The organism is Methylophilales bacterium, from assembly GCA_019823025.1.
Classification (GTDB): Bacteria; Pseudomonadota; Gammaproteobacteria; order Burkholderiales; family Methylophilaceae; genus BACL14.
The window spans coordinates 513,786-526,697 of the sequence record CP081940.1 but is presented as its reverse complement, the minus strand read 5'-3'; the positions used below and the strand labels follow the sequence as shown (position 1 = coordinate 526,697).

General features: G+C 34.4%; 15 protein-coding genes. 3 read left to right on the top strand and 12 right to left on the bottom strand.

The window, feature by feature from the left end; genetic code table 11:
* Position 1: 1 nt before the first annotated feature.
* The 12 genes from ilvC to K6112_02725 all read right to left on the bottom strand — a co-directional run bounded on the left by ilvC (position 2) and on the right by K6112_02725 (position 10,283).
* A complete protein-coding gene (gene ilvC / locus K6112_02780; protein ID QZP18282.1) occupies positions 2 to 1,000 on the bottom strand; it encodes a ketol-acid reductoisomerase in 999 nt (332 codons plus the stop codon).
* Positions 1,001 to 1,016: 16 nt separating this feature from the next.
* The gene (ilvN, locus tag K6112_02775; protein ID QZP18281.1) at positions 1,017 to 1,508 is read right to left on the bottom strand and encodes an acetolactate synthase small subunit; all 492 of its coding nucleotides are present in this window, start codon (positions 1,506 to 1,508) and stop codon (positions 1,017 to 1,019) included.
* Positions 1,509 to 3,239 (bottom strand): biosynthetic-type acetolactate synthase large subunit, encoded by a 1,731-nt coding sequence (gene ilvB / locus K6112_02770; GenBank protein ID QZP18280.1) that lies wholly within the window; start codon positions 3,237 to 3,239, stop codon positions 1,509 to 1,511.
* 55 nt (positions 3,240 to 3,294) lie between these two features.
* Positions 3,295 to 4,155, bottom strand: coding sequence for a carboxylating nicotinate-nucleotide diphosphorylase (gene nadC / locus K6112_02765; protein ID QZP18279.1), 861 nt, complete (start codon positions 4,153 to 4,155; stop codon positions 3,295 to 3,297).
* A complete protein-coding gene (gene mnmA, locus K6112_02760) occupies positions 4,156 to 5,241 on the bottom strand; it encodes a tRNA 2-thiouridine(34) synthase MnmA (protein ID QZP18278.1) in 1,086 nt (361 codons plus the stop codon).
* Complete coding sequence (proC, locus tag K6112_02755) at positions 5,234 to 6,088, bottom strand: pyrroline-5-carboxylate reductase (GenBank protein QZP18277.1); 855 nt, start codon at positions 6,086 to 6,088, stop codon at positions 5,234 to 5,236. The genes mnmA and proC overlap by 8 nt, the downstream gene beginning before the upstream one ends.
* 2 nt (positions 6,089 to 6,090) lie before the next feature.
* Complete coding sequence (locus K6112_02750; GenBank protein QZP18276.1) at positions 6,091 to 6,759, bottom strand: YggS family pyridoxal phosphate-dependent enzyme; 669 nt, start codon at positions 6,757 to 6,759, stop codon at positions 6,091 to 6,093.
* 60 nt (positions 6,760 to 6,819) lie between these two features.
* Positions 6,820 to 6,990: a hypothetical protein gene (locus tag K6112_02745; GenBank protein ID QZP18275.1), complete on the bottom strand. Its 171-nt coding sequence runs from the start codon at positions 6,988 to 6,990 to the stop codon at positions 6,820 to 6,822.
* A gap of 85 nt (positions 6,991 to 7,075) precedes the next feature.
* A complete protein-coding gene (locus K6112_02740) occupies positions 7,076 to 8,017 on the bottom strand; it encodes an aspartate carbamoyltransferase catalytic subunit (protein QZP18274.1) in 942 nt (313 codons plus the stop codon).
* Positions 8,014 to 8,478, bottom strand: coding sequence for a Holliday junction resolvase RuvX (gene ruvX, locus K6112_02735; GenBank protein QZP18273.1), 465 nt, complete (start codon positions 8,476 to 8,478; stop codon positions 8,014 to 8,016). The genes K6112_02740 and ruvX overlap by 4 nt, the downstream gene beginning before the upstream one ends.
* Positions 8,479 to 8,603: 125 nt before the next feature.
* On the bottom strand, positions 8,604 to 9,686 hold the full coding sequence (ribB, locus tag K6112_02730) for a 3,4-dihydroxy-2-butanone-4-phosphate synthase (protein QZP18272.1): 1,083 nt from the start codon (positions 9,684 to 9,686) through the stop codon (positions 8,604 to 8,606).
* A 12-nt stretch (positions 9,687 to 9,698) separates the two neighbouring features.
* Positions 9,699 to 10,283, bottom strand: coding sequence for a riboflavin synthase (locus K6112_02725; protein ID QZP18271.1), 585 nt, complete (start codon positions 10,281 to 10,283; stop codon positions 9,699 to 9,701).
* A 52-nt stretch (positions 10,284 to 10,335) separates the two neighbouring features.
* On the opposite strand from K6112_02725, the gene K6112_02720 reads away from it, so the two are divergent.
* Genes K6112_02720 through K6112_02710 form a run of 3 tightly spaced genes read left to right on the top strand, consistent with a single transcriptional unit; the run spans position 10,336 to position 12,909 of the window.
* On the top strand, positions 10,336 to 11,604 hold the full coding sequence (locus K6112_02720) for a lipoprotein-releasing ABC transporter permease subunit (protein ID QZP18270.1): 1,269 nt from the start codon (positions 10,336 to 10,338) through the stop codon (positions 11,602 to 11,604).
* A complete protein-coding gene (locus tag K6112_02715) occupies positions 11,597 to 12,274 on the top strand; it encodes an ABC transporter ATP-binding protein (protein QZP18269.1) in 678 nt (225 codons plus the stop codon). The genes K6112_02720 and K6112_02715 overlap by 8 nt, the downstream gene beginning before the upstream one ends.
* 38 nt (positions 12,275 to 12,312) lie before the next feature.
* Positions 12,313 to 12,909: a MotA/TolQ/ExbB proton channel family protein gene (locus K6112_02710; GenBank protein QZP18268.1), complete on the top strand. Its 597-nt coding sequence runs from the start codon at positions 12,313 to 12,315 to the stop codon at positions 12,907 to 12,909.
* Positions 12,910 to 12,912 lie beyond the last annotated feature (3 nt).

The following is a 12,912-nucleotide window of genomic DNA, read 5'->3' as shown; positions in this document are numbered from 1 at the left end:
TTCAATTGACTGACTTGTCTACAATTTTTTTAATCCAAGGCATCATCTGTCTGAGTGATTCTCCAACCTGCTCTATTTTATGTTTACGTTGGGTTTCTCTTTTAGCTGGAAGATCTCCAACGTTCTTAACAAATTCTTTTGCGAAAGTGCCGTCTTGAATTTCTTTCAGTATTTCTTTCATTCTTAGCTTAGTTTCAGGAGTAATAATTCTTGGGCCCCTGGTGACATCGCCATATTCAGCTGTATTTGAAATTGAGTATCTCATATTAGCAATTCCACCCTCATACATTAAATCTACTATTAGTTTTAACTCATGCAGGCATTCAAAATATGCCATCTCAGGCTCATAACCTGCCTCCACTAACGTTTCAAATCCAGCTTGAACAAGTGCTGTGGTCCCTCCACAAAGCACCACTTGCTCGCCAAAAAGATCTGTTTCTGTTTCATCCTTGAATGTTGTCTCTATAATTCCTGTTCTCCCACCTCCAATCGCTGAAGCGTAAGACAAAGCAATTTCTTTTGCACTCCCAGTTGCATCCTGCTTAATGGCAATAAGGTCTGGAATGCCGCCACCCCTAACAAATTCAGATCGAACTGTATGTCCGGGCGCTTTTGGAGCTATCATAATCACGTTGAGGTCATCTCTAGGATTGATTTCTCCAAAATGGATATTGAAACCATGAGCAAAGGCTAATGTTGCGCCTTTTTTGAGGTTTGGCTCAATCTTTTCAGAATAAATTTTGGGTTGGAATTCATCTGGCGCTAAAATCATAACCAAATCTGCTGAGCTGGTAGCCTCTTCGATTGATTTTACATTTAAATTAGCTTTTGATGCTTTCTCAGCGGATGAAGAGCCCTCCCTTAACCCAACAACAACATCAACCCCAGAATCACTTAAGTTGTTTGCATGAGCATGACCTTGAGAGCCATACCCAATTATTGCTACATTCATACGTTTAATAACATTCAAATCCGTATCTTTATCGTAATAAACTTTCATACCATTCCTTAAAAAATTATATTTTTAAAATCCTATCGCCACGGCCAATACCCGAAGCACCTGTTCTTACAATTTCGACCACAAAAGCACTATTTAAGCTTTTTAGGTAATTATCTAGTTCAGTAGATGTTCCTGTAAATTCAATTGTGAGTATATTCTCTGAGGAGTCAATAATTCGACCTCCATAGCTATTACTTAGTTGTTGAACTTCATCTCGGTATTGCTTATTAGCTTTAACTTTGACCAAAACTAATTCCCGTTCAATATGATCCCCATCATGTAAATCAAGAACTTTAACCACATCAATAAGTTTATTCAATTGCTTTATGATCTGTTCAATCACTTCATCAGAACCACTTGTTACAATGGTCATCCTTGAAAGTGAGAGATCTTCAGTAGGGGCAACTGATAGAGATTCAATATTGTAACCTCTAGCTGAAAAGAGCCCTGATACCCTTGAAAGAGCACCTGCTTCATTTTCCATAAGTAATGAAATAATGTGCCTCATTTATAAATCTTCTGCATCATCAGCTAAAATCATTTCTGACAAACCTTTACCGTTTGGCACCATAGGGAAAACATTTTCTGTCTGATCAGTTATAAAATCTAAAAAAACTAACCTTTCTTTAAGTTTTGGGGAGAATGCTTCTTTTAATGCACCTTCAATATCTGATGAGTTTTCAATCTTCATACCAACATGACCATAAGATTCAGCAAGTTTTACAAAATCTGGCAGAGCATCCATATAAGACTCTGCATAACGGTTTCCGTAAAAGAACTCCTGCCATTGTCTAACCATACCCATATAACGATTATTCAGATTAACAATTTTTACAGGAAGGTTAAATTGCTTACATGTTGAAAGTTCTTGGATACACATTTGGATTGATGCTTCGCCAGTTACACACGCAACCTGTGAGTCAGGAAAAGCAAGTTGACAGCCCATCGCATAAGGAAGGCCAACACCCATTGTGCCCAACCCTCCTGAATTGATCCATCTTCTTGGTTTATCAAATGGATAGTATTGTGCAGCCCACATTTGATGTTGCCCTACATCTGAAGTGATAAAGGCTTCACCATCTGTGACTTCATGAAGTTTTTGTATAACTTTCTGAGGTTTAATTTGCGTGCCATCATCCTCATACCTCATACAATCTTTTTGCTTCCAAAGATTTATCGTCTTCATCCAATCAGTGCGTAAATTTCCAGAACTATTTCCTTGAAGCGCTTTGAATGCAGAAATGAGATCTTCAAGAACAAGTTTGACATCACCTACAATTGGGACATCAATTTTAACTCTTTTAGAGATAGAGGCAGGGTCAATATCAATATGAATAATCTTTTTTGGTTTGGCTAAAAAATGATCAGGATTCCCGATCACCCTATCATCAAATCTCGCGCCAACAGCTAACAAAACGTCGCACTCTTGCATTGCCATATTAGCCTGATACGTGCCATGCATTCCTAGCATACCTAAAAAATTTTCATGGGAGGCGGGAAATCCACCTAGCCCCATTAAGGTATTTGTTACAGGAAAATCTAGAAGCTTAATAAACTCTGTTAAGGCTTCAGATGCATCTCCAAGCACTACGCCACCGCCTGAATATACCATTGGCTTTTTAGCGTTAATTAGTAAATCCAACGCTTTATTAATTTGGCCACTATGTCCTTGGGTAATAGGATTATAAGACCTTAGAGTTACATTTTCAGGATACATAAATTCAGCTGTTTCAGCAGTAATATCCTTGGGTATATCTACAAGTACAGGACCTGGTCGGCCAGTTGCTGCCAAATAAAATGCCTTTTTAATTGTGCTTGCAATATCATTAATGTCTTTGACTAAAAAATTATGCTTTACGCATGGCCTTGTAATACCAACAGTATCGCACTCTTGAAAAGCATCTTGGCCTATCGCATGAGTTGGCACTTGACCACTGATAATGACCATTGGAATTGAATCCATGTGAGCAGTTGCTATTCCTGTAACTGCGTTTGTAGCTCCAGGTCCTGATGTAACTAATGCTACACCAACATCACCAGTTGCCCTTGAGTAAGCGTCTGCCGCATGAACGGCTGCTTGCTCGTGCCGAACAAGCACATGTTTGAAAGATTTTTGTTGGAAAATCGCATCGTATATATTTAATACCGCACCCCCAGGGTAACCAAAAACAAATTTAACATTCTCTTTCTGGAGACACCGGATAGCAATTTCTGCACCAGTAATAATTTCAGCTGTCATGGAATACTATATCGATAAAAAGATATGATAACCTTTTGCAATATCTTCCTCAAGCCTATAAAGGCTTTTGAGGTGAAAAAAGCATAGAAAAGTCAATGGATCTTATATTTTTAGTAATTGCACCTATAGATATTCTATCAACGCCAGTTCTTGCATAATGTAAAATATTTTTTTCGTTTATATTTCCGGAAGCCTCGAGCAAAGCTTCACCATGATTTAGCTTCACTGACTTTTTACAATCCTCAACTGAAAAGTTATCTAAAAGTATATTTTTTACGCCATGGGAGAGCGCTTCTTTTAGTTCTCTAATATTTTCAACCTCAACCTGAATATGTTCTATATGTTCTATGTTTTTAAGCATACTTCCAATAGAGTCATAAGTGTTTTTGTGATTTTCTTTTAACAAAATTTGATCGAATAAGCCTATTCTCTGATTATATCCCCCTCCAATTAAAACGGCATATTTTTGGGCAATCCTTAGGCCAGGAATAGTCTTGCGTGTATCAAAAATTTTAGCAGAAGTACTTCTCACTAAATTTTTAAAATGTGCAGTAGATGTTGCTGTACCAGAGAGTAGCTGCAAGAAATTTAATGCAACCCTTTCACCCATCAAAATAGAGGCAATAAATCCCTCCACAACACAAATCAATTGATTTTCTCTTATGCTTTCTCCATCCTCGACCAACCATGTAATTTTAATATTTTTATCTATTTGTTTAAAGCATTCATCGACCCATGCTTTGCCGCACAATATCCCTTTTTCCTTTGTTTTAATCTGAACCTGACCCTTGATATTTTTTTTTAATAAATTTGATGTAAGATCGGATTTGCCTAAATCTTCTTTTAATGCGGAGGTGATGTTCGTTTTTATGGCATCGGCCAACATAGCTTGTGAAAAACTATTTTCTCTCTCCATTTAGCTAATGGCCTTTTTGATATAACCGCCGCCAAGACAAACATTACTCTCATAAATCACCACAGATTGCCCAGGAGTAATAGCCCATTGTTTCTGGCCAAACATAATTGAACAGTTACCTTTCGAGTAACTGTCAATTTCACATGGCGCATCCATCTGTCTATATCTTGTTTTAGCTGAGTAAACCCAGTTAAGCTTAGGAGATTTCCCTGAAATCCAATGCATATCATTTGCGGATAAACCATCACTTTGTAGAAGAGGGTGGTCATGCCCTTGCCCCACTAAAAGGGTATTATCTTTATTATTTTTATCTAAAACAAACCAAGGCAAACCATTTCCAGTTTTTGTTCCCCCAATGTTGAGACCTTGTCTCTGCCCAATTGTATAAAAATTAACCCCGTTATGCTTCCCAATCTCTTTACCGTCCTCATTAATGATTGAGCCTGGAGTTTTCTTTATATATTGACTGATAAAATCTGCAAATGGACGCTCCCCAATAAAACAAATACCTGTTGAGTCCTTTCTGTCATGATTATGCAAAGAATGTTTTTTAGCTAAATCTCTCACATCTGATTTTAATAGACCACCCAGAGGAAAGACAGATTTTGCCAACTGCGATTGGTTAAGGCGATGTAAGAAATAACTTTGATCTTTTGTTCCATCAAATCCTTTGGATAGATAGTGAAGACCATTTTTTTCAAAGACATTTGCGTAATGACCGGTAGCTATTTTTGACGCTCCCATCTTGATTGCATGATTGAGGAAGGCTTCAAACTTAATTTCTGAATTGCATAATATATCTGGATTTGGCGTTATCCCTTTTTCTAGGCCTGAAATAAACAAAGAAAAAACTTTATCTTTATATTCCTTTGCAAAATTTACGACTTCTATATCAATACCTATCTTCTCTGCAACCGAAACTGCATCAATTAGATCTTGTTTGCTTGTACAAAACTCATCGTCATCATCATCCTCCCAATTTTTCATGAAAAGGCCAGTAACTTTGAAACCCTTATCTTTTAAAAGCCAGGCAGTGACTGCAGAATCAACACCTCCTGACAGACCTACAACGATATGTTTATTCATTACTTTGACTAATTTCTTTTGACCTAGCGTGAGCAGCTTTGATTGCTTGATTAAATATTAAACTAAGGTTTTCTTTTTCAAAAACTTTTAACGCTACCTCAGTCGTTCCTCCTTTAGATGAAACCTTGGAGATCTGTTCTTTTAGATTTTGGATGTTCAATCCCATTTTCCCAGAGCCAATAAGAGTCATGGCGACTAGTTTTTTGGCATCTTTCTCAGAAAGACCAAGCTCTTGTGCTGAATTAATCATTACCTCCATGATATAAAATATGTACGCAGGTCCACTTCCTGATATCGCTGTTACTATATTCAAATCAGTTTCTTTTTTTACCCATAAGATTTCACCAACAGAATTAAAAATTTCTGAGACAGTATTTTTTGAATTTGTTATGTCACTAACAGAACTTCCAAATAATCCTGTTATGCTATCTCCGTTGCTAGCGCATAAGTTTGGCATCGCTCTATATATATTTAGAAAGTTTTGAAGATGTGAGAGATTTTCTTGAATAATATAATCTTTAATTGAAGTTGTTGTGACTCCAGCTGCAATAGAAATTACTACGGGCAAATCTTTTTTCCCCATCATTAATGAATTAATTTCATTACATATCGATTTTATCTGATTCGGCTTAACAGCTAAAATAACAATATCTGAATTACAAAATTTAATACCCTGAAGGCTTTTAAGTAATTGGGTTTTGCTATGTCTTTTTTTATCTATAGAAATACGTCTATCTTCATCTTTTTCGATTAAAAATATTTTTTTGAATAAGGATCTATCAAGCCTTTGATAAATTGCCTCCGCCATGTGTCCATATCCAATAAAATAAAGTTTATTTTTTGCCATATTTATCTTGCACCAAAAATTTTTGTTCCTATTCTTACAAGGTTAGCTCCATTCTCAATTGCTAACAAGTAGTCATTGGACATACCTATTGATAATGTATCCACAGAGCTGTAACTAACTTTTAAGTCTTCATACAGTTTTTTTAACAACCTATACTGGGATACCAAATTTTGGTTCTCATTTGTTTTTGATGGAATTGCCATAACACCTCGTAACTTTAAGTTTTTAAGGTTACTGATGATTTTTGCAAATTCTCTTACATCATTAAGACCTATACCACTCTTGGTATTTTCCTCACTGATGTTTACTTGAATGCAAATATTTAAGGGTTTTTTTGAGTGCCTATATTGGTTTAATTTATCTACTATTTTAATTCTATCAACTGTCTGTACCCAAGAAAAATTTTCTGATACGAGTTTACATTTGTTACTCTGGATAGGGCCTATGAAATGCCATTCAATCTCAAGGTTTTCAAGTAATTTCTTTTTCTCCAGTGCTTCCTGTAGGTAGTTTTCACCGAAGATTTTTTGCCCTGCGTCATATGCACTTTTAATCGTAATATAACTTTGACCTTTGCTAACTGCAACTAATCGAATATCTTTTTCTATTTTGTGAGAATTTTGTTTAATTTCATCACGAATCAAATTTAAATTTTCTTTAATTTTAAGCATATAAATGAAATAAAAAAACCAAGCAATTAGCCTGGTTTGTTTAAAAACTCTAAGGCATTTTTATTTTTTCTTTTTAGCAACTGGTTTCTTCTTAGCAACTGGTTTCTTTTTAGCTACTGGTTTCTTCTTAGCAACTGGTTTCTTTTTAGCTACTGGTTTCTTCTTAGCAACTGGTTTCTTTTTGGGACTTTCATCCCTTCCAAGCAATGCATTAATTAATTTTTCAAGCATAAATAAGTCCTTAATTATATTAATAAAAAATATTATATATATATTTATAACAAAGGGGTTAAATATAAAATTATGAATAAAGCTATTAGTTAGTCATTTTTTCCATAACTGCCATTCTGATGCCTATTCCATTTTTTACTTGTTCTAAAATTACGGACTGCCTCCCATCAGCAACTTCTGTATCAATCTCAACTCCTCTATTAATAGGTCCTGGATGAAGGACTATGCAATCATTCTTTGCAAATTTTAAACGCTCTTCATTTAAGCCGTAGGCTTTAAAATATTCTTTTTCAGATGGAATAGTATCTTTAATCATTCGTTCCTTTTGAATTCTAAGCATCAAAATAGCATCTACATCCTTTAAGCCATCGTTCATATTACTAAATGCTCTTACATTCAGTTCAGAAATATTACTTGGCATCAACAGCTCGGGACCTATAACCCTCACTTCTTTTACTCCAAGTTTATTTAAGATATAAATTTCCGACTTTGCTACTCTTGAATGTTCTATATCACCTACGATTGCAACCTTAAGGTCACCAAATCTTTTCTTATAAGATTTAATAGTATAAGCATCTAAAAGTGCTTGAGTTGGATGCTCTTTATTTCCATCACCCGCATTAATAATATGTGCCTTATTTTCAATATTACGAGCTATTTGTTCTGGAATTCCAGGCATTGAGTGTCTAACGACAAAAATATTTACACCCATAGCTATTAAATTGTTTATTAAATCAAGAATTGACTCGCCTTTTGATTGTGACGATGTAGCTATATCGAGATTGATAACGTCTGCAGATAACCTTTTTGCAGCAATCTCAAAAGTAGTTTGTGTTCTTGTACTATTTTCAAAAAAAAGATTACACACAGTTTTTCCCTGCAAAATTTTATACTTATCAATACTTTGATTCTTTTTAAGAAACTTATCTGCACTTTTAAAAATGTCGTTAATAAGTGAAATATCCATCTCATCAATTGATAACAAGTGTTGAAGGTCTGTGGGCTTATTTCCTGTTATTTTCTTCATAATGAGAGGGCGTCACTATTTTTATGAGATTCAAAATAAGAGTCTAAAATTATCATGGCAGCGACTTGATCAATGATATGTTTCCTTTTCTTTAAATTTTTTTCTAATGCCTTTAATCTGAGCTCTGCTTCGGATGAGCTAAATCTTTCGTCAACAAAATGAACGGGGATATTAAATTTATTTTTAAGTTTTTCACCGAATTTATTTGCTAATGAGCTCATTCTGGATTGACTGCCATCATCATTAAGAGGGTAACCAACTATCAACAGGGTTGGTTTCCATATTTCCAGTAATGATTCAATTTTGCTGTACCTATCAATTTTTTTCGATGCTTCTATTGTTTCAAGAGGGTGAATATTATTTGTAATATTATTTCCGATTGCTACCCCGACCCTTCTTTCTCCAAAATCAAAAGATAAGATATTTCCAGTAAGCACTTTTTGGTTCTTAGTTTCGGTCATATCTCATCTGACATAAATAAAATGAGGTAAAAAAAAGGGGAATAATTTTCCCCTTTGTTTTTTTAAAAATTAAAATGTATTTATCTTTTTTCAATAATTATATTTTATCATAAACTAAATTTAGTTTAGGTATCATTTTCAATAAATTCAGTGACTTGAAGACCATACCCGGCCATACTAGGCATTTTTCTTGGGGCGGCTAAAAGTTTCATTTTTGAAACGCCTATGTCAACTAAAATCTGTGAACCTATTCCATAACTTCGAAGATCAGTTGATTTTTTTAAGTTAATATTTTCATGATTCAATTTACTTGTAATATTGTTTTGAGATTCGTTATAGTTTAGTAAAATAACTACACCATTTTTTTCATTACTAATTTTTTTCAGCGCTTTTAGTGGCGGCCAAGAATGGGGAGTTTCTTTGCTGACGAAATCCAATATTGATAAAGGCTCATGAACCCTTACAACAACTTCATCATCTTCTTCTATATTACCTTTCACAAAAGCTAAATGCGTATTTTTTGAAAGTAGGTCCGAATAAACAATAAGTTTCATCATTCCAAACTCAGTATTAACTCTTTCCTCACTTATTTTTTTTATCAACTTTTCTTTTTTACTTCGGTATTCAATTAAATCAGCAATTGTTCCAATTTTTATTTCATGTTTTTTTGAGAATTTTAATAAATCTGGAAGTCTAGCCATACTTCCATCATCATTTAATATTTCACAAATAACAGATGCTGGACTCGCTCCTGCAAGTACAGCAAGATCGCATCCGGCCTCTGTATGGCCTGCTCTGTATAAGACACCACCCGAATGCGCGATGAGCGGAAATATATGACCGGGTCTATTAATGAATGTATGATCCGATTGAGGTTGAATGGCAGATATGATTGTTGTAGCCCTATCTCCTGCAGATATACCTGTGGTTATACCCGAAGAAGCATCAATTGAGACCGTAAAGTTTGTTCCAAGTTTACCTTGGTTATCTTCAACCATCAGTGGGAGTTTTAGTTTATGGGCTTTATCCTCCGTCAATGTTAAGCAAATAAGCCCTCTGCCATATTTGGCCATAAAATTGATGAATTCTGGTGTAATGTGATCGGCGGCTATTAAAAGATCACCTTCGTTTTCACGATCTTCATCATCCACAAGGATGACCATTTTTCCTTTTTTTAAATCAGTTATTATGTCTTCGATATTATTCATAAAAAAATTTGTTTATTTTGTATAGAAATTTTGAAGGTACCTTGCAATCATATCAATCTCAATATTTACCATGCCGCCTATTTTTAGTGATGATAAGTTTGTTGATAGCAATGTATGCGGGATTAGATTGATATAAAAAATATTCTCAACAACGTTATTTACAGTCAGGCTTGTACCGTTTAATGCCACTGAGCCTTTATCAGGGATGAATTCCATTAATTTTTTTGAGACTTCTACGCCCCAAACTTCACACATATCTTTTTTTTCAATACTACGTATAAAACCTACTTCATCCACATGACCTGTGACAAAGTGACCTGAAACCTTTCCATTAAATCTAAGGGATGTTTCAAGATTCAGTTTCTGAGATATTTTGAAGGGCGAGGTTCTGGACAATGTTTCTTTAGAGATATCAAAACTTAATAGATCCTCATTAATATCTGTGACTGTTAAACAGATGCCATTAACAGATATGCTGTCTCCGATATTAATATCCTTTAACTTTTTATCAGAAAGGGTGACGTTGACTTTTAAATCTTCCCCCTCTTTATCTATGGATTTGATTATGCCAATTGATTCAATTATTCCAGTAAACATGCCATAATTCTAGCAGAATGCTCATATCGAAGTTTAACTAAATAGATATTCAATGACCAAATCAGTTAAAAATAAAAAATTTTATGAATTTTGGATCGCACTCAGGTATACAAATCTAAAAAATACTAATCAATTTATTTCATTTATCTCTTTGACAAGCATCATTGGCATTACATTGGGTGTGATGGCACTGATAATTGTCTTGTCAGTAATGAATGGATTTCAGGATGAACTAAAATCAAGAATTTTAAGTGTGACCTCTCACATAGAAATAACAAAGCCAGGGAAAGATCTTAATAATTGGCAACAGACAAAAGAAACAATTGCTAACAATATGGATATTAAAGGAGTCTCTCCATACGTAGCAGACCAAGCAATGATTTCAGTTGGTAAAAGAAACAGGGGGGTCATGGTCAGGGGTATATTTCCTGAGATTGAAAAAGATGTGAATGATATAAATACAAAAATAAGTTCCGGAGCATATCGTCTCAATGCGGGGCAATATAATATTTTAATTGGGGTTGATCTTGCAAGATATTTAGGTGTCTCTGTAGGCGATAAAATTGCGATGATTTCATCTAAATCAAACTTTTCTGCTGCAGGGATAATGCCTAGATTGAAACGCTTTAATATTTCGGGAATTTTTGATTCCGGAATGTATGAGTATGATGCAGGTCTGGTCTTGATAAACTTAAAGGATGCACAAACATTTTTTAAAACAAACAATAACGTCTCAGGTTTAAGGGTAGAGCTTAATGAGATTGACGATACAGAAAAAATCTCTGGCTATTTAAAAAATATTTTTAGCTATGATCCTTTTATTTATGTATCAGATTGGAGAGCTCAGCATGCCAACCTTTTCACTGCTATTAAATTAGAAAAAAAGGTTATGTTTATTATTTTAACTTTGATTATAGCGGTCGCAGCTTTCAACATTGTTTCTACATTGGTTATGGGGGTAACTGAAAAACGATCAGATATAGCGATTTTAAGGACTATTGGCGTAAACCAAAAAAGTATTATGTATATTTTTATTGCACAGGGATTCATCATAGGAGCCTTAGGTACATTGTTAGGAATTATTTTTGGAGTTGCGATATCGTTAAATATATCAACAATCGTACCATTCATCGAAGGCTTATTTAATACAGAATTTTTAGCTAAAGATATTTATCTTATTTCTACTGTCCCCTCTAAAGTTATTATTACCGATATTTATAGAATAGGTCTAATGGGATTAACTTTATCCTTGGTTGCCTCAATTTATCCAAGCTATAAAGCTTCAAAAACCGACCCAGCAACAGCTTTAAAATATGAATAATTACTTTCAAATTATCTTAAAAAATGTAACAAAAAATTTTGAAGGACTCGATGTCCCAGTCCTTAAAAATTTAAGTTTTAATATAAATTCATCAGAGAAAGTTGCTATTCTTGGCAGCTCTGGCTCTGGAAAAAGTACTCTTTTGCATATTATTGCCGGGCTAGACTCACCCTCAGAAGGAAAAGTTCTTTTTAATAATCTAGATATGGGAAGTCTTTCTGATAACAAAATGGCAACACTAAGGAATCAACATATAGGCTTTGTCTATCAATCACACCATTTATTAAATGATTTTTCATCCATAGAAAATGTAATGATGCCACTCACATTGAGAAGGGGTGATTATTTAAAAGATTTCAATCAAGCAAAAAAAGTATTAAAAAAATTGGGTTTAGGTAAAAGATTAAATCATTTTCCACATCAACTTTCGGGGGGTGAGAGACAAAGGGTTGCTATTGCCAGGGCAATGGTCACTGCCCCTGATTTAATTCTAGCAGATGAGCCAACAGGTAATCTGGATCATAAAAATGCAAATTTAATTTTTGATTCATTTTTAGAATTAGCAGATGAATTTAAGACAGCAATAGTTCTTGTTACACACGATCTATCATTAGCTAAAAAGATGAAAAAAAATTATCTCCTAGCTTCGGGAAAACTTAAATCAAACTAGTATAATATTGTAAAAATAATTTAAAGGAGTTTTATATTGTGTGGGAAATAATTCAAGCAGCTGGCTGGCCTATTTGGCCACTAATCTTAACTTCCATTATTGGTGTTGCAATAATCTTAGAAAGGTTTTGGTCGTTAAGAAAGAGTCAGATTATTCCTGATGGATTAATAGTTGAAATTAAGACTATGATTAAGCAAAATAATCTTGATAACAATAAAATAAATATTTTAAAGAATTCATCACCCTTGGGTGATCTACTAGCTGTTGCTATTTCTAAGAGGAAAGACAGTGTTGAAGGAATTAAGTCCGCTCTAGATGAAAGGGCTGGAATTATAGTTCACAACCTAGAGAGATATCTTGGTGTTCTCGTCACAATTGCAACTGTGGCGCCTCTTCTTGGGCTTTTCGGTACAATTATTGGTATGGTTGAGTTATTTAGCTCATTTACAAGCAGTGGGCATGACGTAGCAGTATTTGCTCGGGGTATATCTATTGCGCTATATAACACTGCGGGGGGTATTGTTGTTGCTGTCCCTGCAATGATAGCTTATCGTTTTTTTAGATCAAAAATTGATAATTACTTAAATGAGATGGAGCATTATGCTATTCAAATTGTTGAGATTTTAAAAGGATAGCTT